We start from the raw sequence: 25,290 nt of genomic DNA, 5'->3' as shown, positions 1-25,290 counted from the left end.
CGCCAGGCATCTGCGGAGCGCCCATGATTGCGCGGGCCCGAAACACAGGACATCAGCCAAAGCCGCCTATTCGTGTAGGCGCTGGCATCGATTTCTGTAGTCCTTCGACGACGGGATACGAGGGGGTGTCGTCAGCGGACGGCGCTTCCAGCCGCCTGCCCATCCCACCGCACGGCCTGCGCAAGCTCGTCGTTCGTCAGCGCGAGATCACCCGAATCCGTTGACGCATGCACGGCCACGATGTGCCCGTCATTCCGGGACAACTCGCGGTTGCCGGCGTCGGTAACGGCCTTGGCCCGTTCGTCATCCGACGCCAGCAGCACCAGCAAGGCCTTTGACCCGGCCACGAACTTCACGCCACTGGTGGCGCCCGACTTCGCCAGCTCGGCCGAGGCCAGCGGCACGGCTTTCACCTTCCCCGCCCAGCGCGGCGGCGCCACGAAGGTGTAGCCCGCGGCTTCGTCGCGCCACTGGAAGGTCTTCATCGGCTCGGCGGCGGGGGCTTTTTCACCATGGGCGCCTGGCGGTGGGGCGGCTGATGCGGCGAACGGCAGGCCGAGGGCGAGGATAAGGGCGGCGGCGGTTTTCATGGCGAGGGCTCCGTATACGCACGCAGCGTACGCGGAAACGGCGTGGGCAGGACGTCAAGCGCCCCGGTCGCCTGCGTCTTCTGGCACGCCTTCGCGCCCGCTCACCCACGCGAACAGGACGATGCCCAGCACGATGCCCACGGCGCCCAGCCCCGAGACGGCATCCGGGAAGGCTTCGCCGAGGAAGACCATGCCGATGACCGTGGCGAACAGCAGCTCGGCGGCCTGCATGGCCTCGACGGCGGCCAGCGCCGTGGGCTGGCGTCCCACGAGTTCGGTGGCGTGGAAGAACAGCACCGTGGCGATGACGCCCGAGGAGAGCGCCGTACCGGCGGAGAGAAGAAGCTCGCGCCACGTCGGCGGCCCGATCGCCACCCACGTCGCCACGGCGAACAGGAGCCATAGCGGCCAGCTCGCCAGGGTCATCCCGAAGACGCGCTGCACGGGGCCGAGCTTCGTCCCCGTCCGCTCCAGATGCAGCAGGATCTTCCGGTTACCCAGCGGGTATGCGAACGCGGCGAAGGCCACGGCGCCGACGGCAAGCCACGCGGACGCATCGAGCTACCCGTGCGCATGCCCGAGCTGCAGCATCATCACGCCCGCCACGATCAGCGCGCCGATCGCCAGCGCCCCGCCGTGCCAGCGCGCACGCTCGTCCTTGTAGATGAAGGGCGCCATCAGCGGGCCGGCCAGGACGGTGAGCTGGAAGCTGCCCGCCACCAACCACGACGGCCCGCTCGTCGCGGCCCAGGTCAAAGGCACGCCGAACAGCACGAAGCCGACCGAACTCCAGCCCAGCCATGTGCGCGGGTGCGTGCGGAGTTCCGACGGCAGGCGCCCGAGGCCACCCTGGAACGGCAGCACGACGGCCAGCAGCGGCAAGGTGCACAGGTAACGCAGGATCACCGCCCACTGCCAATGCCCGCCGCCACTGACGACGGCGCGGTTGAGCACATAGGTGAACGTGAAGAACAGCGCCGATAGCAGCGCTATCGCCACGGCCTTCAGGGCGGTGGAACGCATGGGTGGCCTTGCCGGGGACGAACGAACCCCGACTATGCCAGCCGGCACCCGCCTTCGTCAGCCGCTTCGTTGAGCTCGAGGAAAAGCTCCTGCAGCTCACCACCCAGGGCATGCCCGTCCACGACAAGGCCCACCGATCCCTTCACCCCCGCCACCGGGCAGCAGCCGTCGGCGATGCCCAGCAGGTTGGCCGTGGTCTCGACCATCACCTGGCAGACGATGTCCATCAGGGTGGCCTTGCCCGCGTCGTCCAGCGTATTGAAAAGCGACAGCGCCCGCACCCAGTGCGGGTCCACGGCGTGCTCGGGCGGCATCCTGAACAGGTCCGCGTAGACCGCGAGGTTGTCGCGAACCACGGCATCCTGCAGGGCCTGAACGAAACGTTCGGCGTTCATGGGGGTGATACCAGGGGATGGGGATGCCCCATAGATGGAGCCGCCCGGCGCGGACTCAATCTCCCCCCGGCCGGCTAGTGGTTTTCCCGGTTCATGCGCCGCGGCCGGCGGTGGGCAGGCACGTACCCCGGCCACACCGCGTCGTAGAAGTAGCGCTCCTGCGCCGTGGGCGGCTCGTAGGGCTTGCTCGCCGCCGGGATCCGCTTACGCAGCGACGCCTCGTTATGCTCGGCCCAGCGCATGATCATCCGCTGCATGAGCGAGACGCCCTTCAGCGCCATGCCCTGCCCGGCCTTGGGCCCATACCGCCACCGCACCACCCAGCGATCGCCCTGCGGGCTGACGCGGGCGAACGCCCGCGTCGTCCCTTCCAGGATCGCGTATTGCCGTTCCCCCATCTGTACCCAGTGCACCATGGCCATGGGGCGGACGGTACGCGCCGCCAGTCTCAGATATGTGGACAGCGTGCGCCTGGTTTCTCACCAGCCTGCGGCAAGCGCTTGATCGCCTTATTTCAATACACCCGCCTCGATCGGGAACGGCCGCAGTTCGTGGTCTTCGCGCAGGCCGTCGCGCAGGTCGATCTCGATACCGCGGGTGACGGCGGTCATCGGCACATCGTTCACGCCATCCTCGAACGGATCCTGCAGGTCGTTGCCCGATTGCAGCAGGCCGAGGAAGAGGATGCCGGCGACGGTCGAGCCCAGCGGCGTGTAGAGGCCAAGCTGCTCGACAAGGCCGAACGGTAGCAGCGCGCAGAAGATGTGGGTGAACACCACGGGGTACACCGCGTACTGCTGCGGCAGCGGCGTGTTCTTGATCCGCTCCATGCCGCCCTGTGCATTCGAGATATCGGCCAGGGTCTTCGCGAAGGTGGCGCGGATGATCGAATCCGGCGCGGCCGCGCTCAGCAACGCGCCCGTTTCCATGGCGATGGCATTGGGCGGGTTCGCCACCGTGCGCAGGTACGCGACTTCCGATTCGGAAAGGAGGCCGGAAAGTTCGTCCCAGCCTTTCTGGCGGCGAAGATGGAAGCGCAACGAATGCACATAGGCGATCTGCCGATAGAAGATCTGGCGCGCCAGCCCTTCATCCGTTAGCAAGGTGCGCGCATCACGCACCAGCGTGCGCGAGCAATTGACCATCGCACCCCACAAGATGCGTGCCTCCCACCACCGGGCATACGCCGTGGCATTGCGGAAACTGAGATAAATGGCCACCGCCGTGCCGAACAACGTCACCGGCAGTGCCGGGAAACCATCCCACGACGATTCGCCGAAATACCACGCGGCGGTAACCAGCACGTCCCAGCAAAACAGGATGATCAGCGGCCCGCTGATATATCGCCATAAATGACTCGCATGCGCATGGCCTGGAACGAGCATGGCCGTTTCTCCTAGAGGGAATGGGTAATGGGCTTCTGCGACTCGGCGTGCTCGCGCGTATAGGCCCCGAAACCATCGGAGGCCGTCGGCAGCGGCTGGCCGGCGCGCACGGGCGCCGCGGATTCCATGCCCTGCCCCATGCCGCGGTCGCGCATGTCCGGCGACACCATCAGCAAGGCGGCCACCACGGCGGAGCCAAGCAGCAGCGAGGCGTCGCGAACGCGGAACACGCGGGCAAGCACGAGGGGCGCGGCGCCAATGACAATGGCGGTGCCGGCGAATTCGGCCACCCACAAATCGAGGCGATGGGGCGGGTTCAAACACACCGCGACCAACGCGCATGTCACTACGGTTGCCGCGGTGATGGCGTTATCTCTCATCCGCCGGCGGAATCGCTCCCGCAGCGCTGCATCTGCATACTCTGGATACATGGCCTGCCCGTTCGTTTGTTTTCTTGCGTCGGGACAAAAACTGGAACGAGCAGGGGTGGCCTTGCAACCCTTTGCAGCGAATTGATTTCGCTTTGGCCGTCTGAATTCATATTCGGCGCGCGCCATTTCCACCGCGGAAATCGCATGAGAATGTTGCAGCGCAATGGATTGAGACGAATACGCGAGGCACCACCGCCCAGCGAAATAAATCCGGGCACGTTTAGGTTTGCATACGGCATCCACACGCATGCGTTGTGCGCGCTCGGTGAGATCATCCTCACCGCGTTCGCAAGCCTTGAGGCTATTCGTGCGTCGTCGCGGCATTCACCGCATCGACGATCGCGGTTTGCAGCTTGCCATCGGCATTCGACGCCTGCGGGTAGTAGTACTGCCCAAGCGTCCGCGTGGTTTCACCGTCCTTGAGCACGATGGTGCCTTCTATCACCGCCTCGGGGGCAGGCGAGCCATCGAACGCGGTGAAGCTGCCGAAGCGCGCGCCGGCCCAATGCATCGATGCCACGAAATCCCGGAACGGCTCCGCACTCTGGCAACGCGCGCGCAGCCAGGCCTTGCCGGTATCCAGGTCGACGGCCCATGCGGTGGAGCACCCGAAACTGCCACCCATCGCCGCGACCAGGTGGATCGGTGGGGGCACACCCTCGGGCATGCCGTACAGGACCGCGTTCGGTGGCGTCGTGTCGTTGAAGCGCTGCGTCGTGTCACCGAAGCGACGGCCATGGCACTTGGCGGCGCCATGGGCGCCCCAGGGCACCGCGGCCAGGCAGAGGAAAAGAAGGCGTCCGTGCATGGGCGGGGCTCGCTACATGGGCTCGAGGTGGGTAATCAGCAGGCGGACGCTCTCGCGCCCCTGCCAGTCGTTGACGGTCAGTTCGTAGGCGGCGCGGAAGCGTGCCGGTGGCGGCGTGCCGTCGAAGCAGCTGAACATCACGGCGTCGAGTGGGGCCCCACCTTGCTCGTGGCGCAGCTGGAAGCGGAGGTGCTTGCCGCCCATGGGCTTCCACGACGCGCATTCGAACACGTTCTCGAACACCGGCGCCGGGAAGGCCTGGCCCCAGGGGCCGGCGAAGCGCAGCTGGCGGGCCAGGTCGAGGGTGTGGTCGCGGTAGTCGAGTTCGCCATCGGTCTGCACCAGCGCCTGCAGGCGCTCCTCGTCGAGGTGGGCACGCGCCGTGGCATCGAAGATGGCGGCGAAGCGGGCGAACTCGCTGGCCTGCATGCTGAGGCCGGCGGCCATGGCGTGGCCACCGAAGCGAAGGATGAGGCCGGGGTGCTTCGCGTCGATCTCGGCCAGGGCGTCGCGGATGTGGAAGCCGGGGATGGAACGCGCGGAGCCGCGCAGTTCGTCGGTCTCATCGCCCGCGGGCGCGAAGGCGAGCACGGGGCGGTGCAGCTTGTCCTTCAGCTTCGAGGCCACGAGGCCGACGATGCCCGCGTGCCAGCCACGGTCGAACAGCGCGACGCCCACGGCATCGCCGTAGGACGCCTTCGCGACCATCGCTTCGGCCTCCTCCACCATGCCGGCCTGCATCTCGCGGCGTTCCTGGTTGATGGCGGTGAGCTGCTCGGCGTAGCGCCGCGCGATGCCGGTGTCGTCGGTGAGCAGGCACGCCACGCCGAGCGACATGTCTTCGAGGCGCCCCGCCGCGTTCAGCCGCGGGCCGATGGCGAAGGCCAGGTCAGTGGCCGTGATGGTGGCGATGGCGCGGTTGCTGGCTTCGATCAGCGCCGTGATGCCCGCGCACGCCTTGCCTGCGCGCATGCGCTTCAGGCCGGCGTCGACCAGCACGCGGTTGTTGAAGTCCAGCGGCACCAGGTCGGCGACGGTGCCCAGGGCGACGAGATCCAGCAGCGCGCCGAGGTCGGGCTCGGCGCCTTCGGCGAAACGCCCGGCGTCGCGCATCGCGGCGCGCACGGCCAGCAGCAAATAGAACATGACACCGACGCCCGCGAGCGCCTTGCTCGGGAACGCGTCGCCGTCGAGGTTGGGGTTCACCATCGCATCGGCATCGGGCAGGGCATCGCCCGGCAGGTGGTGGTCGGTGACCAGCACGCGGATGCCGCGGGCATGCGCCGCGGCCACGCCGTCCACGCTGGCCACGCCGTTGTCGACGGTGACGATGAGGTCGGGCGCGGGCTCGAGCGACGCCACCAGCGCTTCGCTGAGGCCGTAGCCGTGGACGAAACGGTTGGGCACCACGTGGCTGACTTGCGCGGCACCGAGCAGGCGCAGGCCGCGTTCGGCCACGGCGGCGCCGGTGGCGCCATCGCAGTCGTAGTCACCGGCAATGACGATGCGCTGGCCCTGGTCGATCGCGTCGATGAGCAACGCCACCGCCTTGTCCATGCCGCCGAGCAGCGCGGGCGGATGCAAAAGCGCCAGGCGGTGCGTCGCGCCCGCGGGCGTGCAGACGCCGCGGGCGGCATAGATGCGCTGGATCACCGGGTGAACGTGCGCGGGCCAGCCGCTGGGCGCCGTCTCCGCGACGCGCTGGCGCCAGCGCTTCATGCCTTCGCCTTGCGCCAGAAGCGCAGGCGGTGGGCCTTGCGCAGCAGGGTGCGGGTGCCGTCGGCGAAGGCCAGGCGCAGTTCGGTGCCGGCTTCGAGGCGGGCCAGGAGGTAGGGCCACCAGGTTTGGGCGAAGTCGGTGGGTTGGGTGTCTTGCAGATCCAGGAGTTCTGCGGCGGGGTGCCCGCCTGTGGCGGGAATCGCGCGCGAGCGCGCTCCCACAAGAGCCGCGCGGTGTTGGACGTCTACGCCGGCTTTGTGGCCTAGCGCCCAGACCAGGAGGTCGTCGCTGTAGATGCCGGACTGGCCGCATTCGACCCAGGCGGGGAGCGTGCCGGCGCCCCACAGCCATACGCTGTTGATGGGCGGCAGGTTGTCGTAGCGCCGCGCGCCATTGGCGGGGTGGTTGTGCAACACCACCTGCGCTTCGTTGATCAGCGCGCGCCAGCGGCGGCCGTCCTCGCCCTGGGGCAGTTGCTCGAACAGGTCGGCGCCCAGGGCCTCTTCCGGATCGGGCAGCGCGGGCACGCTGATGTAGCCAGGCACCTTCAGCTGCCAGTGCTGGGGGTCGCCCACGTGCAGGCTCATGCCGGCTTCAGCGAATGTCTCGCCCAGCGCGGCCACCAGGCTGGCGGCATCGGCGCTGCTGACGCCGAGGTTGCCGCAACCGAGCAGGCGCGCGCCGCTGAGCTCAGGCTGCACCCATGCCGGGTCGGCGCACACCCACTGCGCGTCGCCGGCGTCGCCGGCCACGCTCTGGCGGATAAGCGCCGCCGCGGGCAACGGCCCCGCGGGCCAGCGGAAGAACTCCGCCAAGGCGTGGAGGTAGCCGGGCGTGGCGGACGGCAGCGCGGTACCGCGCGCCAGCCAGGCGTTGAATGCCGCGACGAACGACAGCTTGTCGCGGCCCGGCAGCAGCACGTTCAGGACATGGGCCATGCGCTCAGGCCTCGATCTGTTCGAGCAGTTCCATCCATTCGAACTCGAGCGATTCCTTCTCGCCACGCAGCTCGGCCTGGCGCTGGCCCAGGCGGGCAAGCTCGGCCGTGGGGCCGCCGTAGACGGCCGGGTCGGCGAGCTTCGTTTCGATCGCGCCGAGCTCCTTGTCCATGGCCTCGACGAGCGATTCGATCTTCTTCACCCGCGCGCGCAACGGTTTTTCCTTCTCGCGCTCCTCCGCCGTGAGCTTGCGCTTCTCCTGCGGTTTTTCCTTCACCGGCGCATCGGCCGGCGCGGAGGCGACGGCGGCGGTCTTGCGCGTGGTGGCGCGCGTGCGCAGCCACTTCGCGTAATCGTCCAGGTCGCCATCGAAGGGGGCCACTTCGCCATCGGCCACGCGCCAGAACTCATCGCACACCATGCCGAGCAGGTGGCGGTCATGCGAGACCAGCACCAGGGCGCCGTCGAAATCGGACAGCGCATCGGCCAGCGCCTCGCGCATGTCGAGGTCGAGATGGTTGGTGGGCTCGTCGAGCAGCAGCAGGTTCGGCTTGTCCCACGCGATGAGCGCCAGCGCCAGGCGCGCGCGCTCGCCACCGGAGAAGGCGTCGACGTGTTCGAACACACGGTCGGCCGGGAAATTCCATGTGCCGAGGTAGTCGCGCAGCACCTGCTGGCCGGCGTTCGGCGCCTTGTCCTGCAGGTGGTCGAAGGCGCTCCAGCCGTCGTGCAGGCTTTCGACCGTGTGCTGCGCGAAGTAGCCGATGCGCAGGTCCTTGTGGAACGGGCGCTCGCCGCTCATCGGCGCGAGCTCGCCGACGAGGGACTTCACCATCGTGGATTTACCCGCGCCGTTCGGGCCGAGCAGGCCGATGCGGTCGCCGGCCTCGAGGCCGAAGGCGATGTCGTTCAGCACCACGCGCTCGCCGTAGCCGGCGTCGACGTGGTCGAGGCGCAACATGGAGGTGGGCAGGCGCTCGGGCTTGGGGAAACTGAAGCTGAAGGGGCGCTCGGCGCGGACGGCCTCGGTGCCGCTCATCTTCTCCAGGCGCTTCATGCGCGACTGCGCCTGCTTGGCCTTGCTGGCCTTCGCCTTGAAGCGGTCGATGAACGACTGCAGGTGCGCGCGCTCGGCCTGCTCGCGCACGTGCGCGATCTGCTGCTGGCGCAGGTGCTCGGCGCGCTGGCGCTCGAACTGCGAGTAATTACCGGTGTAGAGCTTGGCGGTGCCGTCGTGCAGGTGCAGCGTATGCGTGGTCACCGCGTCGAGGAATTCGCGATCGTGCGAGATGATGAGCAGCGTGCCCTGGTAGCGGCGCAGCCATTCCTCGAGCCACAGCACGGCGTCGAGGTCGAGGTGGTTGGTGGGCTCGTCGAGCAGCAGCAGGTCGGACGGCGCCATCAGCGCGCGGGCCAGGTTCAGGCGCACGCGCCAGCCACCCGAGAACGAGGCCACGGCCTGTTCGTGGGTTTCCGGCGAGAAGCCCAGGCCGTGCAGCAGGCGCCCGGCACGGGCACGGCCGTCATAGCCGTTCACTTCCTCGATGCGCAGGTGGGCCATCGCCACGGCTTCCATGTCCTCGGCATCGTAGGCGTCCTGCTCGGCCTTTAGCGCGGCCGCGACCTCGACGTCGCCACCCAGCACGTAGTCGATGGCGGCATCCGGCAGCGCGGGGGTTTCCTGCGCCACCGAGGCCATGCGGACCTTCGACGGCATGTCGAGGTCGCCCTTCTCCGGCTCGAGCTCGCGCTTCAGCGCGGCGAACAGGGTGGACTTGCCGCAGCCGTTGCGGCCGATGACCGCCAGGCTCCACCCGGTCTGGATGGTGAGGTCCATGTTATCGAGCAGGGTACGGGTGCCCCGGCGCAGGGCGAGGTTGCGGAACGAGATCATGGCGGGCCAAGGCGGCTGGAGGCGACTGCACATGATAGCCGCCCCGCCCCACCCCCGTCGCGCGAACGAGACCTGGGGCACAACCGTGAAGGCGCTTTGCCGCCGCCCATGGCGCGGCATCGGGCGATCTGTTAAAACGCTGTCCAGCGCCGCATGGGGAGCGCGTCGGAGCCGTCATGAACACCTTCAAGCCTGTTTTCACCGCGATCGCGCTGGCCGCCGTCGCCACCGCCATGGCCCCGGCCGCCCGCGCGGGCGATACCCTGCTCATGCAGCGCGTGCAGCAGGAGCAGGCCATGAACCTGCCCAGGAAGGGCATGAGCATGGCCGAGGTGGAGCGCAAGTTCGGCGCGCCCACGCAGAAGCTCGATTCCCGCGGTGGCGGCAGCCACAAGCAGCCGGTCATCAACCGCTGGATGTACCCGGGCTATATCGTCTATTTCGAGAAGAGCCACGTCATCCACGCCGTGCTCAACACGCCGGCGGGCAACAACACGAACCCGCAGTCGCCGAAATAACCCGGTCGGGCAATGGTCATCGGGAAGCCCTACAATAGCGGGCTTCCCCAGCGACCCAAGCCCGCCATGACCCACACCGCGAACTATCGCCTCCCCGCCGAATGGGAGCCGCAGGCCGGCGTCCTCATCGCCTGGCCGCACGCCGGTACCGACTGGGCCGATCGCCTGGCCGGGGTCGAAACCACCTACGTGGCCCTGGCGGCCGCCGTCACCCGCTTCGAACCGCTGCACATCATCGTGGCCGACGCCGCGCTGCGCGAACGCGCGCGCCTCGCCATCGAGGAAGCCGGCGCCGACATGGCGCGCGTCCACTTCATCGAGCTGCCCTACGACGACACCTGGCTGCGCGATTCGGGCCCCATCACGCTCACTGGCCCCGATGGCGTGCTGCTCAACGACTACCGCTTCACCGGCTGGGGCGGCAAGTTCGGCGCCGAGCAGGATGACGCCATTATCGCCGGCCTGCTCCAGCGCGGCGTGCTCAGCGGCCTGCCGCACAAGCGCATCGACTGGGCGCTCGAGGGCGGCGGCATCGAAAGCGACGGCCAGGGCACCATCCTCACCACGTGGAAGTGCCTCGCCCAGCGCCACCCGGAGCTCAGCCGCGAGTCGATGACCGATACGCTGGCCACCACCCTGCACGCCAGCCGCGTGCTGTGGCTCGAGCACGGCTACCTTGAAGGCGACGACACCGACGCCCATATCGACACGCTCGCGCGTTTCAGCCCGGATGGCGGCATCGTCTACCAGGCCTGCGACGACGCCAGCGATCCGCACTTCGCCGAACTGGGCCAGATGGCCGCGGAACTCGCCGAACTGCGTTCGCCGGCGGGCGAGCCGTACCCGCTGCACCCCCTGCCCTGGGCCCAACCGATCCTCGATGAAGGCCGCCGCCTGGCAGCGTCCTACGCGAACTACCTGATCGTGAACGGCGCGGTGCTGGTGCCGGCCTATGGCGACCGCGCCGACGCCGAGGCGGCCCGCATCATCGGGCTGGCCCACCCGGGCCGCGAAGTGGTGCAGGTGCCGTGCCGCCCGCTCATCTGGCAAAACGGCAGCCTGCATTGCATCACCATGCAGTTGCCCGCAGCTATCGCCCAGTAACCCGGAAGGAAAGACACCATGGCCCGCAAGACCCTCAAGGTCGCCCTCCTCCAGGAAACCCACCGCGGCACCCGCGACGCCAACCTCGACGCCATCGAGGCCGGCCTGCGCGAGGCGGCCAGGGCCGGCGTGGAGCTCGTGCTGCTGCAGGAACTGCACAACGGCCCGTACTTCTGCCAGCACGAGAGCGTGGGCGAGTTCGACCTGGCCGAAACCATCCCCGGCCCGGGCACCGAGCGCATCGGCAAGCTGGCGGCGGAGCTCAAGCTCGTCGTCGTGGCGTCCATCTTCGAGAAGCGCGCCACCGGCCTGTACCACAACACGGCCGTGGTCTTCGATCGCTCGGCCACCATCGCGGGCAAGTACCGCAAGATGCACATCCCCGACGACCCGGCGTTCTACGAGAAGTTCTACTTCACCCCGGGCGACCTGGGCTTCGACCCCATCGAGACCTCGGTGGGCAAGCTCGGCGTGCTGGTGTGCTGGGACCAGTGGTATCCGGAAGCCGCGCGCCTGATGGCGCTGGCCGGTGCCGACCTGCTGTTCTACCCCACGGCCATCGGCTGGGACCCGAACGACAGCGACGACGAGAAGGCCCGCCAGCGCGAAGCCTGGATCACCGTGCAGCGAGGCCATGCCGTGGCCAACGGCCTGCCGCTGCTGTCGTGCAACCGCACGGGCTACGAAGCCGACCCCTCCGGCGTGGGCGCGGGCATCCAGTTCTGGGGCTCCAGCTTCGTCGCTGGCCCACAGGGCGAGTTCCTGGCCCAGGCGGGCACGGAAGCCCGCGAGCTGCTCATCGTCGACATCGACATGGAGCGCAGCGAGCACGTCCGCCGCATCTGGCCGTTCCTGCGCGACCGCCGCATCGACGCCTACGGCGACCTCACCAAGCGTTACCGCGACTAACCCCAAGGACATCCGCCGCGCATGCAGCCCGCCGAGCACGACGCACCGCCCCACCCGGCCCTGGAAGGCCAGCCCATCGAACGCCTGCGTCGCGACGGCGTGGATTACGTCATCCTGGGCACCGCGCACGTTTCGCGCGCCAGCGTCGAGGCGGTGAACGCGCTGCTCGACACCGAGCACTTCGACGCGGTGGCGGTGGAACTGTGCGCCAGCCGCGCGCACGGCATCCGCGACCCGGAAGCCTTCAAGCAGATGGACCTCTTCCAGGTCATCCGCCAGGGCAAGGCCGGCATGGTCGCGGCCAGCCTGGTGCTCGGCTCGTTCCAGAAACGGCTGGCCGCGCAGTACGGCATCGAGCCGGGCGCGGAGATGAAGGCGGCGATGGATGGCGCGGACGCGCGCGGGCTGCCGGTGTGGCTGGTCGACCGCGAGGTGGGCACCACGCTGAAACGGGCGTGGCGCAGCGTCGGCTTCTTCCAGCGCTTCGGCCTCATGGCCGGCATGCTCGGCAGCGTGTTCGAGCGCGAGGACATCGCCGAAGAAGACATCGAGAAACTGAAGCAAGCCGACCTGCTCGAAAGTGCCTTCAGCGATTTCGCCAAGGGTTCCGCGCCGCTGTATCGCGCGCTGATCGCCGAGCGCGATGAATTCATGGCCGCGCGCCTGCGCGAGCATGGCGAACGCATGGACCCGGCCGCGCCCAGCCGCAAGGTGCTGGTGGTGATCGGCGCAGGGCACCTCAAGGGCATGAGCCATGAGCTGGGCCACCAGCACGGTGCGCCCGGCCCGCTCGCCGACGACCTGGCCGTGACGCCGCCCGCGGCGAAGTGGCCCAAGGTGCTGGCCGTCGGCATCGTGCTGGCGATCTTCGCCGTCATCGGCTACGCGTTCTACCGCAACCCCAGCCTCGGCAAGGATGCGCTGCTTAACTGGGTGCTGCTCACGGGCGGCCTTTCGGCACTGGGCGCGCTCATCGCGGGCGCGCACCCGCTCAGCATCGTCGCCGCGTTCGTGGCCGGGCCGGTCAAGCCGTTCCGCCCTGGCATTCCCTCCGGCGCCGTCAGCGCCATGGTCGAGGCATGGATCCGCAAGCCGCGCGTGGTGGACTTCGAGCAGCTGCGCGATGACATCACCCACTGGACCGGCTGGTGGAAGAACCGCGTGGCGCGCACGCTGCTCAACTTCTTCCTGGTGTGCATCGGCACCATCGCGGGCGAATACATCGCCGGCATCCACATCATCCGCTCGCTTCTGTAACCCGCCCCGCTTCAGTGTGCCCGCTCCCCTGTGGGAGCGCGCTTGCGCGCGATACCCCCGCCCAGTGCTACCCGGTTGTCGCACGCTGGAACCCGCCTCTATACTCCAACGGCTGCTTTCACCCCCGGCCCCGCCCGGTACCCAGGGAACCATTGATGAAGCGTCTGTATCTGTACGGTCTGATCGCTGTAGCCATGTGCGCCACCACGGCGCATGCCGAAGGGGACAAGAACAGGGGCCGCCAGCTCGTGTACACCTGCCAGGGTTGCCACGGCGTTCCCGGTTATTCCAATGTCTACCCGTCGTACCACGTGCCGCACATCGCCGGCCAGAACGAGCAGTACATCGTCAACGCGCTGAAGGACTACCAGAAGGGCTTCAAGGCGCCTGGCACGGGCCGCACGCACCCCACCATGGGGGCCCAGGCCGCCAGCCTGTCGGATAAAGACATCGCCGACATCGCCGCCTACCTCTCCAGTCTCGCCAAGTAAGCCGCCGAGGACGCATGATGATCCGTGGGTTCACCCTGACTCTCATCGGCGCCGCCCTGGCGCTGACCGCTACCCAGTCCATCGCCGCCGGTGACCCGGCCGCGGGCGCCAAGAAGGTCGCCACCTGCGTGTCGTGCCACGGCAAGGACGGCAATTCGGTCGACCCGCAATACCCCCGCCTGGCGGGCCAGTACGCCGATTACCTGTCGCAGGCCCTGCACGAATACAAGAGCGGCAAGCGCGACAACGCCATCATGAAGGGCTTCGTCGCCACGCTCTCCGACCAGGACATCGAAGACATCTCGGCCTACTTCCACACCATGCCGACGAAGCTCAGCGGCCTCGAAGGCCACGTGCAGGGCGACTAAAGCAGGCCATGTGGGAGCGCGCTTGCGCGCGATCGCGCGCAAGCGCGCTCCCACAAAACGACAGCAAGCTCTTATCCGGCTTTCCGCTCGAAATAGGGTTTCTCGCCCGTCGCGTGGTCGGTGACGTCGCGCACCTCGGTGACCTCGGGCACGCGCTCGCGCAGCGTCTTCTCCACGCCGTTCTTCAGGGTGACGTCGACCATGCCACAGCCGTGGCAGCCACCACCGAAGCGCAGCACCACCACGCCCGCGGCCGTGACCTCGACCAGCGAGATGCGGCCGCCGTGCGAGGCGATGCCAGGCGCGATTTCCGTCTCGAGCACGTATTTCACCCGTTCGACCACGCCGGCGCCCTCGCCCGGGGCCTCGCCCTTGATGCGCGGCGCGCGGATGTTGAGCTGGCTACCCGTTGGCGTGACCTCGTAGTCGATGTTGGCCGGATCCAGCCACGGCATGCTCTCGCCGTCGACATACAGGTTGAAGCCCTGGCACTCGATGGTCCACTCATCGCCCGTGAGCTCGGTGGTGGCGCAGAACTCCAGCTCGCACTGCGCGGCGGGCGTGCCGGCGGCCACCACGCGCAGGCGCACGCCGAGGCCTTCCTCGCCCTGCTGGGCGATGAGGCGCTGGAAATGCGCCTGGGCGCGTTCCGAGATATCGATCATGGAGGAGCTCCGGAAAGACGGGCCAGCGTGGGGATGCGCCGGAAACAAGACCATTTTAGTACGGTTTCGAGGTGGGCGCGCCCTTTTGACAATTCAACCGCGACCACGGACGCTTCCCACTTTTCCCCGGATGGACGCCCCGCCATGTCGCTCTCCCCCCTCGCCACCCAGCACTGCCAGCCGCGCAAGGGCGCCGAACACGCGCTCGACCGCGCCGCCGTCGACGGCCATCTCAAGGGCCTGCCGGGCTGGACGCTGAGCGCCGATGGCAAGGCCATCGTGAAGGATTTCCCGTTTAAGGATTTCCACCACACGCTCGGCTTCATCAACGCGGTGGGCTTCATGGCCAACCAGGAAGACCACCACCCCGACCTGGAAGCTGGCTATGGCCACTGCCAGGTGCTCTGGTCCACCCACGACGTGGGCGGCCTCTCGCTCAACGATTTCATCTGCGCCGCGCGCGTCGAGGCCCTGCTCGACCGCTGACGTGCCGACGCGCCGCGAACGCCTCGTCGCGCTGGCGGTGGCCGCCCTGGCCCTTGCCGCGTTCTTCCTGCTGCCGTTGCTGGCCGCCCAGGTCACGCGCGGGGCCATCGCCGCCGCGGGCGCTTCCGATCGCGCCGCGTACGCCGCGGGCGCATCGCCGTGGTCGTGGCGCTTCCGCGGCCCGGACGACATCGTCGCTGGCAAGGCCTTCGGTGATGCCACCGCCGCGGCCGCCGCGGATGGGCTGCGGATCACCGCCCACGGCACCGGCCATGGGGAGGTGGGCTTCCCGCTCACCCGCCAGGCCGACCTCGCGCGGCTGGACCTGCTCCGGGTGGACGCGTCCACTGCGCAGGGTGCGTTCTCGGTCGCCGTCCGAACCGAGCTCACCGCGCCGCTGCTCCGTGCCGACGTGCCCACGCTCGCCGCCCCGGTGCACCTGGGCAAGCTCCACTGGCATGACGCATCCGGGGCCGCGGTGCCGGCCCCGTCGCGGGCCGCGATGCTGCGGCTCGCCTTCACGCTCCCGCCGGGTGCGGGGTTCACGCTCCGCGGGGCGGGCCTGGCCCGCGCCGGGGGGCCGATGCCCGACACCGGCAAGCCGATCCCTTCCGGCCTTGCCGCCGAAGGGCTGCTTCGATGGCGGGACAGGCAACGCCTACTGGACCCCCTGGCCACCTTCGGGAACGCCGCACCGCCTGCCCCGGGCAGCCCCACGTGGGTCGACTGGGTGCCGGTGGCCGTTTACGCCGGCCTGCTGGTGGGTGGTATGGCGGCGGCACGACGCCAGCGCGACGAGCGTTCCCCATCAGGCGATCTGACCAACGCGGCCCTTGTCGTGGGCGGCCCGGTCTGGTTCATCGCGGGGCTGGGCCTTGGGCCAAACGCGAACCCCGCTGCTATCGCGATGTTCGCGGGCGGAATCGCTTACGCCGTGTTCCTCACGTGGGTTCGAGCCCTGCCACGCTGGCACTGGCGGGGCGGCTGGCGCATGGCTGGCTGGCCCTTGCTGGCCGTGCCGGTGGCCATCGGCGTCGCCGCCGTGGCCGGGCATGCGCCGGCGTGGCCGTCGGCGGCACGGGCGCTCCTTTATATAGGGTGGGCCTTTTTCCAGCAGTGGCTGATGCTGGCGGTGGTGGCCGGCCTGCTGGCCAGGGCCCTGCCTCGCCCGGCCGCCGTACTGCTCACGGCACTGGCCTTCGCCCTGCTCCACACCCCCAACGGCCTGCTGATGCAGCTGTGTTTCGTGGCCGAGCTGGGCTGGGCATGGTGGTACCTGCACCAGCGCGCCCTGTTGCCGGTGGCGGTGGCGCACGCCGGGGCGGCCGTCATCCTGCAGGCCTGCGTGGCCGGCGCGGTGCTGCGCAGCCTGGAGGTCAGCGCGCGGTTCCTGTCCTGAGGGCCAAGAGACCCCTGTGGGAGAGAGTGTGCCTCAGGCGCGCAGATTGTCCAGGAAAAGCTTCAGATCGTCGGGCAACGGGACGGAAAAGTCGTAGTTGCGGCCGTCCAGGTCGAAGCTCATGCGTGCGGCGTGCAGGAACATCCGTTTCAGGCCCTTGGCGCGGAAGCGCTTGTTGGCCTCCGGGTCGCCGTATTTCGGGTCACCCGCCAGCGGGTGGCCGATGTACTGCGCGTGGACGCGGATCTGGTGGGTGCGGCCGGTGCCCAGGGTGGCCCGCATCAGGCGGCTGCCGGGGTACTGCTCCACTTCCTGGAAGAACGTGAGCGAGGGCTTGCCTGCGTCATCGACCCGCACCATGCGCTCGCCGCCATGCATCACCGACTTCAGCAAAGGGGCATTCACATCGAACTTGGCCTTCCGGGGCGTGCCGGTCATGAGGCAGAGGTACTGCTTCACCACCTGGTTGTCGCGGATGAGCGCCTGCAGGCCCGTGAGGCCGGCCCGGCTCTTGGAAAGCACGAGGACGCCGCTGGTATCGCGGTCGAGGCGGTGCACCAGCTCGATATGCTCATTGGGGCGGGCCGCGCGGATCAGCTCGATGGCGCCATGGCTGACCCCGCTGCCGCCATGGGCGGCGATGCCAACCGGCTTATCGATGACGAGGAAGTGCTTGTCTTCAAAGATAATGGCATCGGTAACGGCCTTGACCATGCCCGTCGGCGCGGCCCCTTCTTCCTTCTCGGCCATGCGGATGGGCGGGATGCGCAGCATGTCGCCGGCGGCCAGGCGCGTATCCGGCTTGGCCCGCTTGCCATTGATGCGGACCTGGCCCGTTCTCAGGATGCGGTAGACCAGGCTCTTGGGCACGCCCTTGCACAGGGTCATCAGGGCGTTGTCCACGCGCTGGCCGTCCCTCTCGGGGCCGATTTCGACCAGCCGCACACCTTGGCCGCCGTCGAGGGAAGTTGCCGTCTGCATTGATAAAACTCGAAATTGATAGGATACTCGGCGAGCGTCAGGCTCCGCTGAAGACTTATCTCTCGCGGGGTGCCGGTTCCGTCGCGTAAGGCGAGTTCACGCTATCCCGTCCGAGGGGTCGGGAGGTGGAAGACACCCCATATCGTAATGGTTCGGGTTGCAGTTGTCCGGTTATCCGTAAGGAAACGGGCCGGTTGCAAGGCGCTTATTCACGAATCACGCCGAGGCCAGGTATCGGCCCCGGAAACCATGCCGCTTGAAGCCTTACCGCTGCGGCGCGATCCCCGGCAGGCCGCCACTTGGGCGCCACCGCGGCGCGCGGCCGCGCGGCAAGGCCGAGGAACCCACAATGAAGCGTATGTTGATCAACGCGACTCAGCGCGAAGAGTTGCGCGTTGCTATCGTCGACGGCCAGAACCTTTACGACCTCGACATCGAAATCCCGTCCCGGGAGCAGAAAAAGGCCAATATCTACAAAGGCCGCATCACCCGCGTCGAACCCTCCCTCGAAGCCTGCTTCGTCGATTACGGTGCCGAACGCCACGGCTTCCTGCCGCTGAAGGAAATCTCCCGCGATTACTTCAACCCGAACGCGGAAGGTAAATCGAATATCCGCGAGCTGCTGAAGGAAGGCCAGGAGATCATCGTCCAGGTCGAGAAGGAAGAACGCGGTAACAAGGGCGCCGCCCTCACCACGTTCATCAGCCTCGCCGGCCGCTACATGGTGCTGATGCCGAACAACCCGCGCGCCGGTGGCGTGTCGCGTCGCATCGAGGGCGAAGACCGCCAGGCCCTCAAGGAAGCCCTGGAGCACCTCTCGGTGCCCGACGAGATGGGCCTCATCGTGCGCACCGCCGGCATGGGCCGCGACGCCGAAGAACTCCAGTGGGATCTCGACTACCTGCTGCAGCTGTGGAAGTCGATCTCGGCCGCCGCCACGTCGCAGAAGGCACCGTTCCTGATCTACCAGGAATCGAAGCTGTTCATCCGCGCCCTGCGCGATTACCTGCGCAACGATATCGGCGAGATCCTTGTCGACGAGGAGTCGCTCTACAAGGACGCCCGCGATTTCGTCCAGCAGGTGATGCCGAACAACCTGCGCAAGCTCAAGCTCTACCAGGATCCCACCCCGCTCTTCTCGCGCTACCAGATCGAGACCCAGATCGAATCGATCTTCGAGCGCAATGTCCGCCTTCCCTCGGGCGGCTCCATCGTCATCGACCAGACCGAAGCCCTCACCGCCATCGACATCAACTCGTCGAAGGCCACCAAGGGCAGCGATATCGAAGAGACGGCGTTCAACACCAACCTCGAAGCTGCCACCGAGATCGCCCGCCAGCTGCGCATCCGCGATGCCGGCGGCCTCATCGTCATCGACTTCATCGACATGGACAGCCCGCGCCACCAGCGCGAGGTGGAAGAGCGCCTGAAGGACGCCCTCAAGGCCGACCGCGCGCGCGTCCAGATCGGCCGCATCAGCCGCTTCGGCCTGCTCGAGATGTCGCGCCAGCGCCTGCGCCCCAGCCTGGGCGAGGCCACGCAGAACGTCTGCCCGCGTTGCGAAGGCCACGGCCACATCCGCAGCGTCGAGTCGCTGGGCCTCTCCACGCTGCGCCTCATCGAGGAGCACGCCATGAAGGAAAACACCGGGCAGGTCCTGGTGCAGGCCCCGCCGTCGGTGGCCAACTTCATGCTCAACGAGAAGCGCGCCAGCATCGTCGAGATCGAGCTGCGCCATAACGTGCACGTGGTGGTGGTGGCCGACGACAAGCTCGAAACCCCGCACCTCGAGATCACCCGCATCCGCGAAGCGGACATGGGCGAGCACAGCAAGCCGAGCTACGAGCGCACCACCCCGGTGGTCGCCACGGCCCTGCCCAAGATGGGCCAGATGCTGGGCAGCGGCGAGCAGCCGCTGGTCACCGGCGTGGTCCCGTCGTCGCCCGCCCCCATCCGCGACGACGAGTCCGAGGCCGTCGCCCCTGCCCAGCCGGCGCGCCCCGTGGCCGCCCCGGCGGCCCCGGCGGGCGGCTTCTTCTCGCGCCTGTTCGGCAGCCTGTTCGGCGGCGGCGCCCAGCCCACCCCGGCACCGGCCGCCGCGCCCGCGCCCGCCCGCCGCGAAGAATCGCGCGGTGGTGGCCGCAACGAGCGCAGCGAGCGTGGTGGCAACCGCCGCGACGAGCGCCGTGGCGAGGGCCGCGGCAAGGGCGAGCGCCAGGGCCAGCAGGGCCAGCGCAAGGACAAGGACGCCACGCAGCAGGGCCGCCAGGGCCAGCAGCAGGCGCGCCCGCCCAAGCAGGAAAAACAGGACAAGGGCCCCCAGCAGCCGCGCCAGGCCGATGAAAAGGCCAAGGGCAACCGCCAGGGCAACGAGAACCGCCGCCAGCAGCCGCCGCGCAACGAGCGCCAGCAGCCGCAGGGCGAGAAGGTCGAAAAGGTAGAGAAGGCCGACAAGGCCGCCACGCCGGCCCAGCCGCCGCGCGCCCCGGCGCCGGAGAAGCCCGTGGCGCCGGCCGCCGTCGTCGACGAGACGCTGGCCGCCACCACCCTCGTGGCCGCTGACGCCGCCCCGGCCGCCGAGGGCGATGTCGCCGTCGCCGTCCCGGGCGTGGCCGACGCCGCCGAAGGCGCCGATGGCACCCGCGAAGCCGGTGAAGGTGGCCAGCGCCGCCGCCGCGGCCGTCGCGGTGGCCGCCGCCGCCGTCGCCAGGATGACGGCACCCAGGCGGGTGCCGCCGGTGGCGCCGCCGAGGCGTCGGATCTCGACGACGAGGACGGTGACGACGACATCGGCACCGGCCGCGACAGCGCCAGCGTGCCGCCGGTGCTCGACACCCCGGAAGCAGCAGCCAACGCCGTGAAGGTGCAGCCGGTGGCCGCCGAGGCCACGCGCCCGGCCGAGCCGGGCGACGACGAGCACGTCCCGTCGGCGCTCACCCTGCCCACGCTGCCGAAGCTGCCGCCGATCCCCGGCGCCACGGCCGACGCCGCGCCGGCCGTGGCCGCGCACGAGCCGGCCAGCCCGGCCGATTCGGTCGAGCTTCGTACCAGCGAGCGCCGCCAGACCGAATCCGATGCCCCGTTGAAGGCCGCCCCGGCTGCCCCGGCTGCCGACCCGCTCGCCACGCACCAGCCCACCCGCGACCCGTCGAAGGACGAAGCACCGGGTGCCGCGTCCGCGCTCGATGCACCGGCTCGCGGCATGCTGCCGGATGACCTCGCCACGACCGTGGCGGCCGATGCCGCGCCGGCACGGGCGGACGAACCGAAGGTCGAAGCCAGCCCTGTCGAAGCCCGCCCTGTCGAGGCGGCCCCCGCGCCTGCCCCCGTGCCCGCGGAGGCCCCGAAGCACGACGGCATCGCCCCTGGGGACGCCGCCGCGGCGGATGACGCAGGCACGGCCGATGCCGAAGACGCCGCCCGTCGCGCCGAGGCTGCCGAGGCTGCCAAACCGGCCGAGCCGGTGACGCCCAAGTCGCCCGAGGCTTCCAACGTCTCCCACGTGTCGCACGCGCCAGCCGCACCGACGGGCCAGCCGGCATGGACCCCGCCGACGCAGGGCGACCTGCTGACGCGTCCGCGCCAGGAACCGCAGGACGGCCAGCACTAAGGCAGCCGGGCTGCCAACGAAAAAGGAGGCCTCGCGGCCTCCTTTTTTTTTGCCTCAGCCGCCCACCTGGTGGTTATGCGTGTCGAGCAGGCCATGGATGGTCATGAGGTGCGCGAGCCCCACCACATGGTCGACGTGGAGCTTTTCCATCAGGCGCTGCTTGTACGTGGAGACGGTTTTCGGGCTGAGGTTGAGCCGTTCGCCGATACCCGTGAGCGGCATGCCACGCACCAGCATCATGGCCACTTCCATCTCGCGCGTGGACAACGCGTCGAACGGGGAATCGGCGCCGTCGAGCGTGGCCAGCGCCAGCTGCTGCGCCACCGTGGGCGCCAGGTAACGACGGCCACCCGCCACGGCACGCACCGCACCCACCAGTTCATCCGCGTTGCATCCCTTCGTAAGGTAGCCCAGCGCACCGGCGTCGAGCAGGCGCTTGGGAAAGCGTGCGTCGTCGACCACGGTGAGGATAACGATGTTGGTGCGCAACTTGGCGCGGATGATGCGCTCGGTGAGCTCGACGCCACTCATGCCCGGCATGTGCACGTCGATCAACGCGATATCAGGGGACTGAGAGCGGATGAGGCGCAGGCCCTCCTCCGCGGAGCCGGCTTCCCCCCTGATCCGGATGTCGGCCTGTTGCGCCAGGATCATCCGGAAGCCGGTCCTGACCAACTCGTGGTCATCGACCAGAACAACACTAATCATGCTTTGCCCTCCCTGGGCCGACTTTACTTACTGCACGCAACGAGCGCGCGGCCTGCGGGTACATACAATGCCAGATGTGCAGGCGGGACAACCAGCGCGCGACTATCATCAGCCTCGCCCTCGCCGCGTTGTAGCGGCATCCGCCCCGTCGGCGAGGTGACACCGCCTGATCTTCATGTCATCGTCCGGCGCGAAACGATGTAGGCGAAGGAAACGTCATGGATGATCGAACGTACCTGCTCGGCAAGCTTGCCGCCCTCGAATGCGCGCTGGAAGCCGCCATTGCGACGCATCCCGCGCCTGGAGCGCTCACGCTTGCGCTGTGCAAGGCGATGGCGAACACGGGCGATGTGCGCCGCGGCGCGGATTTTCGTGCCTATGCCGACGGGTGGCTTGCCGTCGTGTCACCGTTGCTGGGCGCCGCCGCTGCGCGCGCGCACGGCCTGGCGCTGCGATGTGCACGCCGCGGGATTCACTAGATCGCTTGAGTGGCTTCTCAGCCGTCGACGCCGAGCTCGGCGTGTACGCGCGCCTTCTTCGCCGCATGCGCCGCCGCGGTACGCCGCAGCAGCACGATGCCAACGAGGATGAGGATGGTGGGCCACAGCTTGCCGCCCGTGGCCTTGGCCAGCAGCTTGCCTGCCGCCATGGCGCCAATCTCGCTCGCGTGGCTGGTGGTGTGCGCGGTGGCCATGTCGCTCTCCCCGGGAAACGATGCGTACAGCGTCGCCGCCAGCACATTGGGAGAGCGTGAAGCCCGCGGTTAGGCAACCTTCGCGGGCCGGAAAAACAAAACCCCGGCGCGTGGCCGGGGCTTTGGGGAAAACTGGAGCGGGAAACGAGACTCGAACTCGCGACCCCGACCTTGGCAAGGTCGTGCTCTACCAACTGAGCTATTCCCGCGTCGTGAGCCGGCCATTATAGGGGCAGCGATGAAATGTGCAAGACCCCGTCACCCCATGGCGCGCGCCAGCCGCATGGCCAGCATCAGCGCGCCGACGCCGATGGCCACCGAGGCCGCCACGTAGGCCACGGCCAGGCCCAGCTGGCCGCGCTGGTAGAGCAGCACGGTTTCCAGCGAGAACGTCGAGAACGTGGTGAAGCCGCCCAGGATACCCGTGGCGATGAACAGCCGTAGCGACTGCGGGGCGTTGCCCTGCACGGCCAGCCAGCCCGTCAGCGCCCCCATGAGCGCGGAGCCGAGGATGTTGATGACCAGGGTGGGCCAGGGGAAGCCCTGCCCGACCAGGCGCATGCCGAACGCACTGAGGCCGTAACGGGCCATGGAGCCCAGGCCGCCGCCGATGAAAACCAGTAAATAACCCACGAACACCTCGCGTCCAGGATACAGGGCGACGCGCGTGGGGTAGACGCAGGCCTACCGTGGCACCGCGTCGCGGCCACTACGGCAGGAGCTATCAGCCAACTGGCGGTTATCGGGAAGCCCCATTCCCATCGGCCGCCAGCGTAAAGGGCGCCAGCGCACCGTGCAACCTGCTACACGGCGAACACGCTGGCGATGGCCGCGGTCGGCTTGCGCAGCAAGGTGCCGTTGAAGGAGAGGTGCAGGCGGCCGTTGTCCGGCTTGCCCACCACGATATCGACATGGCGCGCGCGTTCCTGCAGCCCCTCTGCCACGCGTGGCTCGAGCACCGCCACGGCGATATTGCTGGCCCGCTCCACGCGCTCGATGCGTATGCCCGGCATCGCCTCCAGCGCCGCCAGCAACGCATCGCCCGCCTTGCGCACGCGCGCGAACATGTCGCCGAAACCGTCGAGCCCATGCAACGCCATCGCCGCCGCGGGGAAGCCGCGGAAGATCGTGCCGCCGAAGATGTGCCGCACGTGCCGCGCGCGGTCGATGCGCGCCTTGTCGCCTGCCAGGATCGCGCCGAACGGCGCGCCCAGGTATTTGTAGAGCGACACGTACACCGTATCGAACGGCGCGGCGTAGGCCTTGGGATCGAAGCCCGGCATGCCCGACATCAGCAGCAGCCGCGCGCCATCGAGGTGCAGGCCCGTGCCGTTGCGCTTCGCGATCGCCGCGATGCGCAGGATCGTGTCGAGGGCGATGGTGGAACCATCGAGCCGGCGCACCGGGCTTTCGAGCGAGATGGCGCCAACTTCCAGCGGATACGGATCCTCGGAGCGCTGGTTGTACGCGGCGTCGATGGAAGCGACGAGCTGCTCGCCGGTGCCGCCTTCGATGGGCACGGGGTTGATGCCGCTGAGCACGGCCGTGGCATCTTCCTCGTCGCGGTAGACGTGGCTTTCCTTCTGCAGCAACAGGTGCCGGCGATCGCCGCAGAGGATGCGGATGGCCACCTGGTTCGCCATGGTGCCGGTCGGCATGAACGCCGCGTCCTCCTTGCCCAGCATGGCGGCCAAGCGCTGCTCCAGCTGGGTCACCGCACCCTCGTGCAGGTAGATGTCGCCGATGTCGGCGTCACCGCCGATGGCTTGTTCGAGGCGGTGTGGAAAGGTGATGGAGCGCGCTGGCACGTCGTCGCCGACGAGCGCGACGACCTTCTCCACGGCAATGGGTTTCGGCGCGGGCGCCGGCGCCGCGCCAAGGGCAAGCGGCGTGCCCGCGGCGGCGAGCGACAACGCACCCGCGGGCACGGCCTGGAGGAACGCGCGACGACTGACCATGGCACCCTTCCCTTCGCGGTGGTGCGCGCAGCGTCACATGGATGCGGTCACCCCGGCAATGGCCGGCGGAACGCCTCGGCGTCGCGCCGTGGCGGTGCGCCGAACATGCGGGCGTATTCGCGGCTGAACTGCGATGCGCTCTCGTAACCCACGCGGAACGCGGCCGTCTCCGCGTTGGCGGCGCCGGACACCAGCAAGTGGCGAGCCTCAAGCAGCCGCAGCTGCTTCTGGAACTGCACGGGTGTCATCGAGGTAAGCGCCTTGAACTGGCGGTGGAACGCCGAGGGGCTGAGCTGCGCGATGGCGGCGAGTTCATCGACACGGATGGCTTCGGCGAAGTTCGCGCGCAACGCATGCACCGCGCTCAGCACGCGGTGCGTGCGGCCATCGGCGAGCGCCACCTTCGCCACGTCCGCGGCGTGCGGCCCGCTGAGCAGCCAGTACACGATCTCGCGCATCACCAACGGCGCCACGTGCGGGATCGCCTCCGGTGTCTCCAGCAGCCGCATGAGGCGGATGACGCAGTCGGCCAACGGGCCGTCGTAGTCGGTGACGAACACCCCACGCGGCACCTGCGGCGAAATCTTCGGCGGCGCGGCGAGGCTGTCCATCACTTCGCTGACCAGCTTGCGGTCCAGGCCGATCACCACGCCAAGGAAAGGTTCCTCGGGGCTAGCTGCGGCGACGCGACTGAACGCCGGCATTTCCACGCTCACCACCAGCGCCTGGCCGGGGCCGTATTCGTAGCGGCGGGTGCCAAAGACACTCTGCTTGGTGCCCTGCGCCACCACGCATAGCGAGGGCTGGAACAGTAGCGGCGACGGCTGGCGCGGCACGTCGGAGCGCAGGATGCCCACGTTATCGATGGCGGTCATCCACGGGTTCGTGCCGGGGTGGGCCTCGGTGTACCGATGGACAAGGTCGACAAGGGCCTGGGACATGCGAGGGCTCCGGGGGTG

At 68.7% G+C, this 25,290-nt stretch carries 26 protein-coding genes, 1 tRNA gene, 1 pseudogene and 1 riboswitch; of the genes and pseudogenes, 10 read left to right on the top strand and 18 right to left on the bottom strand.

Features of this window, described 5'->3' with window-relative positions; translation table 11 throughout:
* Nucleotides 1-131: 131 nt before the first annotated feature.
* From VI08_RS05935 to VI08_RS05890, 10 genes and pseudogenes are all read right to left on the bottom strand, one after another.
* Nucleotides 132-590: a hypothetical protein gene (locus VI08_RS05935; RefSeq protein ID WP_045828634.1), complete on the bottom strand. Its 459-nt coding sequence runs from the start codon at nt 588-590 to the stop codon at nt 132-134.
* 54 nt (nt 591-644) lie between these two features.
* Nucleotides 645-1,613: pseudogene (locus tag VI08_RS05930) on the bottom strand (multidrug resistance efflux transporter family protein).
* A gap of 32 nt (nt 1,614-1,645) precedes the next feature.
* Nucleotides 1,646-2,008 (bottom strand): hypothetical protein, encoded by a 363-nt coding sequence (locus VI08_RS05925; protein WP_045828633.1) that lies wholly within the window; start codon nt 2,006-2,008, stop codon nt 1,646-1,648.
* Nucleotides 2,009-2,082: 74 nt separating this feature from the next.
* Nucleotides 2,083-2,430: a hypothetical protein gene (locus VI08_RS05920; protein ID WP_045828632.1), complete on the bottom strand. Its 348-nt coding sequence runs from the start codon at nt 2,428-2,430 to the stop codon at nt 2,083-2,085.
* A gap of 87 nt (nt 2,431-2,517) precedes the next feature.
* Nucleotides 2,518-3,393, bottom strand: coding sequence for a bestrophin family protein (locus VI08_RS05915; protein WP_045828631.1), 876 nt, complete (start codon nt 3,391-3,393; stop codon nt 2,518-2,520).
* An 11-nt stretch (nt 3,394-3,404) separates the two neighbouring features.
* Complete coding sequence (locus VI08_RS21645; protein ID WP_157006364.1) at nt 3,405-4,148, bottom strand: hypothetical protein; 744 nt, start codon at nt 4,146-4,148, stop codon at nt 3,405-3,407.
* Nucleotides 4,126-4,632, bottom strand: a complete 507-nt coding sequence (locus tag VI08_RS05905) for a hypothetical protein (protein ID WP_045828629.1) — start codon at nt 4,630-4,632, stop codon at nt 4,126-4,128. Before VI08_RS05905 ends, VI08_RS21645 begins: the two co-directional genes overlap by 23 nt.
* 12 nt (nt 4,633-4,644) lie before the next feature.
* Nucleotides 4,645-6,351 carry a single-stranded-DNA-specific exonuclease RecJ gene (recJ, locus tag VI08_RS05900; RefSeq protein ID WP_045828628.1) on the bottom strand — a complete coding sequence of 569 codons (1,707 nt, stop codon included), beginning with the start codon at nt 6,349-6,351 and terminating at the stop codon, nt 4,645-4,647.
* Nucleotides 6,348-7,289: a hypothetical protein gene (locus VI08_RS05895; RefSeq protein ID WP_052697711.1), complete on the bottom strand. Its 942-nt coding sequence runs from the start codon at nt 7,287-7,289 to the stop codon at nt 6,348-6,350. The genes recJ and VI08_RS05895 overlap by 4 nt, the downstream gene beginning before the upstream one ends.
* 4 nt (nt 7,290-7,293) lie before the next feature.
* On the bottom strand, nt 7,294-9,183 hold the full coding sequence (locus tag VI08_RS05890; protein WP_045828627.1) for an ABC-F family ATP-binding cassette domain-containing protein: 1,890 nt from the start codon (nt 9,181-9,183) through the stop codon (nt 7,294-7,296).
* A 176-nt stretch (nt 9,184-9,359) separates the two neighbouring features.
* On the opposite strand from VI08_RS05890, the gene VI08_RS05885 reads away from it, so the two are divergent.
* The 6 genes from VI08_RS05885 to VI08_RS05860 all read left to right on the top strand — a co-directional run bounded on the left by VI08_RS05885 (nt 9,360) and on the right by VI08_RS05860 (nt 13,830).
* Nucleotides 9,360-9,701 (top strand): hypothetical protein, encoded by a 342-nt coding sequence (locus tag VI08_RS05885; protein WP_045828626.1) that lies wholly within the window; start codon nt 9,360-9,362, stop codon nt 9,699-9,701.
* A gap of 66 nt (nt 9,702-9,767) precedes the next feature.
* Nucleotides 9,768-10,805: an agmatine deiminase family protein gene (locus VI08_RS05880; RefSeq protein ID WP_045828662.1), complete on the top strand. Its 1,038-nt coding sequence runs from the start codon at nt 9,768-9,770 to the stop codon at nt 10,803-10,805.
* An 18-nt stretch (nt 10,806-10,823) separates the two neighbouring features.
* Nucleotides 10,824-11,714, top strand: a complete 891-nt coding sequence (locus tag VI08_RS05875) for a carbon-nitrogen hydrolase (protein WP_045828625.1) — start codon at nt 10,824-10,826, stop codon at nt 11,712-11,714.
* Nucleotides 11,715-11,735: 21 nt separating this feature from the next.
* Entirely contained in the window at nt 11,736-12,971 is a 1,236-nt protein-coding gene (locus VI08_RS05870) for a TraB/GumN family protein (protein WP_045828624.1), read from the top strand.
* A 155-nt stretch (nt 12,972-13,126) separates the two neighbouring features.
* A complete protein-coding gene (locus tag VI08_RS05865; RefSeq protein WP_084621293.1) occupies nt 13,127-13,462 on the top strand; it encodes a c-type cytochrome in 336 nt (111 codons plus the stop codon).
* A gap of 17 nt (nt 13,463-13,479) precedes the next feature.
* Nucleotides 13,480-13,830 (top strand): c-type cytochrome, encoded by a 351-nt coding sequence (locus tag VI08_RS05860; RefSeq protein WP_045828622.1) that lies wholly within the window; start codon nt 13,480-13,482, stop codon nt 13,828-13,830.
* A 71-nt stretch (nt 13,831-13,901) separates the two neighbouring features.
* Here VI08_RS05860 and VI08_RS05855 read toward each other — a convergent pair whose 3' ends face one another.
* Entirely contained in the window at nt 13,902-14,495 is a 594-nt protein-coding gene (locus tag VI08_RS05855; RefSeq protein WP_045828621.1) for an NfuA family Fe-S biogenesis protein, read from the bottom strand.
* 144 nt (nt 14,496-14,639) lie between these two features.
* Here VI08_RS05855 and VI08_RS05850 point away from each other — a divergent pair, with 144 nt between their 5' ends.
* Nucleotides 14,640-14,981, top strand: a complete 342-nt coding sequence (locus tag VI08_RS05850) for a 4a-hydroxytetrahydrobiopterin dehydratase (RefSeq protein WP_045828620.1) — start codon at nt 14,640-14,642, stop codon at nt 14,979-14,981.
* A 1-nt stretch (nt 14,982) separates the two neighbouring features.
* Entirely contained in the window at nt 14,983-16,380 is a 1,398-nt protein-coding gene (locus VI08_RS05845; protein ID WP_045828619.1) for a CPBP family glutamic-type intramembrane protease, read from the top strand.
* Between the two features lie 33 nt (nt 16,381-16,413).
* Here the strand turns inward: VI08_RS05845 and VI08_RS05840 are convergent, their stop codons facing one another.
* On the bottom strand, nt 16,414-17,361 hold the full coding sequence (locus tag VI08_RS05840; RefSeq protein WP_084621292.1) for an RluA family pseudouridine synthase: 948 nt from the start codon (nt 17,359-17,361) through the stop codon (nt 16,414-16,416).
* Between the two features lie 349 nt (nt 17,362-17,710).
* Between VI08_RS05840 and VI08_RS05835 the strand changes: the two genes are divergently transcribed.
* Entirely contained in the window at nt 17,711-20,971 is a 3,261-nt protein-coding gene (locus tag VI08_RS05835) for an Rne/Rng family ribonuclease (RefSeq protein WP_084621290.1), read from the top strand.
* A gap of 54 nt (nt 20,972-21,025) precedes the next feature.
* On the opposite strand, the gene VI08_RS05830 is transcribed toward VI08_RS05835, so the two are convergent.
* Nucleotides 21,026-21,679 carry a response regulator gene (locus tag VI08_RS05830; protein WP_045828618.1) on the bottom strand — a complete coding sequence of 218 codons (654 nt, stop codon included), beginning with the start codon at nt 21,677-21,679 and terminating at the stop codon, nt 21,026-21,028.
* A 218-nt stretch (nt 21,680-21,897) separates the two neighbouring features.
* On the opposite strand from VI08_RS05830, the gene VI08_RS05825 reads away from it, so the two are divergent.
* A complete protein-coding gene (locus VI08_RS05825) occupies nt 21,898-22,158 on the top strand; it encodes a hypothetical protein (protein WP_045828617.1) in 261 nt (86 codons plus the stop codon).
* Between the two features lie 17 nt (nt 22,159-22,175).
* Here VI08_RS05825 and VI08_RS05820 read toward each other — a convergent pair whose 3' ends face one another.
* From VI08_RS05820 to VI08_RS05800, 5 genes are all read right to left on the bottom strand, one after another.
* Nucleotides 22,176-22,373, bottom strand: coding sequence for a hypothetical protein (locus VI08_RS05820; protein WP_045828616.1), 198 nt, complete (start codon nt 22,371-22,373; stop codon nt 22,176-22,178).
* 133 nt (nt 22,374-22,506) lie between these two features.
* Nucleotides 22,507-22,582, bottom strand: a tRNA-Gly gene (locus VI08_RS05815).
* Nucleotides 22,583-22,631: 49 nt separating this feature from the next.
* On the bottom strand, nt 22,632-23,006 hold the full coding sequence (gene crcB / locus VI08_RS05810) for a fluoride efflux transporter CrcB (protein WP_084621298.1): 375 nt from the start codon (nt 23,004-23,006) through the stop codon (nt 22,632-22,634).
* Between the two features lie 75 nt (nt 23,007-23,081).
* Nucleotides 23,082-23,142, bottom strand: a riboswitch (Fluoride riboswitch).
* 34 nt (nt 23,143-23,176) lie between these two features.
* On the bottom strand, nt 23,177-24,331 hold the full coding sequence (locus VI08_RS05805; RefSeq protein ID WP_045828615.1) for a threonine aldolase family protein: 1,155 nt from the start codon (nt 24,329-24,331) through the stop codon (nt 23,177-23,179).
* 47 nt (nt 24,332-24,378) lie between these two features.
* On the bottom strand, nt 24,379-25,272 hold the full coding sequence (locus tag VI08_RS05800; RefSeq protein WP_045828614.1) for an AraC family transcriptional regulator: 894 nt from the start codon (nt 25,270-25,272) through the stop codon (nt 24,379-24,381).
* Nucleotides 25,273-25,290 lie beyond the last annotated feature (18 nt).

It is taken from the genome of Luteibacter yeojuensis (assembly GCF_000964085.1).
GTDB lineage: Bacteria > Pseudomonadota > Gammaproteobacteria > Xanthomonadales > Rhodanobacteraceae > Luteibacter > Luteibacter yeojuensis_A.
Note: the sequence above shows the minus strand (reverse complement) of the source record. Positions and strands in the feature narration are given on the sequence as shown.